Source organism: Caballeronia telluris (assembly GCF_001544495.1).
Lineage (GTDB): Bacteria > Pseudomonadota > Gammaproteobacteria > Burkholderiales > Burkholderiaceae > Caballeronia > Caballeronia telluris.
On record NZ_FCNZ02000153.1, the window covers coordinates 1 to 615 of the forward strand.

A 615-nucleotide genomic window follows, 5' to 3' on the forward strand; every position below is an offset into this window, starting at 1 on the left:
CGACCCATACCGGCCGACCACGCATCATGCGCATCAATGGCCGGTTGCTTCGTTGCTTCGGACGTTCGGCAAACTCCTCATGAGCAATCGAAAAGCATATTTATCGAACGCATCATAGACCCGTTCTTAGCCGGGACGAGGACTGTCAGCGAGAACCCGCTGCAAGTCCGGAATGGCGGCCGGTTTCACTAGGTGGTGCGCAAATCCCGACTCCGATGACAGCCGTTTGTCTTCCATCTGTCCGTACCCCGTGTGTGCGATGAACACTGCATGTCGCGTCCCCGGCACGGCGTGTAGCTTTTGTGCAAGCTCATATCCGGTCATGTCGGGGAGTCCTATGTCCAAGATGCATCTATCAAATGCCTCAGTACGGGCACGCGCGAGTGCGCCTTTTGCATCGTGCTCTACCGCGACCTTGTGCCCCAAAATCTCCAGGACCATGGACAGCGCTTCCGCGACGTCAGCGTTATCGTCCACAAGGAGAATGCGTTGTCGGCCCGCTTCCGGCGCTGGCGCTTCAGTGCTGGTCGCGACGTGCTCTCTCGTCGCTGGCTCGCCGACGAAGAGTGGAAGGCGAACCGTGACCTCGCTTCCCTTGCCCGGACCTTCACTCCG

2 protein-coding genes are annotated in these 615 nt (G+C 59.2%); one reads left to right on the forward strand and one right to left on the reverse strand.

Annotation, left to right across the window (positions count from 1 at the left end; genetic code table 11):
* Positions 1 to 126: 126 nt before the first annotated feature.
* Positions 127 to 441 carry a response regulator gene (locus AWB66_RS35255; RefSeq protein WP_407642361.1) on the reverse strand — a complete coding sequence of 105 codons (315 nt, stop codon included), beginning with the start codon at positions 439 to 441 and terminating at the stop codon, positions 127 to 129.
* Between AWB66_RS35255 and AWB66_RS34855 the strand changes: the two genes are divergently transcribed.
* A partial coding sequence (locus AWB66_RS34855; RefSeq protein WP_235021369.1) for a hypothetical protein occupies positions 400 to 615 on the forward strand: 216 nt, incomplete at its 3' end. The two genes, AWB66_RS35255 and AWB66_RS34855, sit on opposite strands and share 42 nt — an antisense overlap.

What these genes read in the sequence shown, in the direction of transcription:
- AWB66_RS35255 (WP_407642361.1), bottom strand. Translation starts at nt 441, where the DNA reads ATGGTCCTGGAGATTTTGGGGCACAAGGTCGCGGTAGAGCACGATGCA.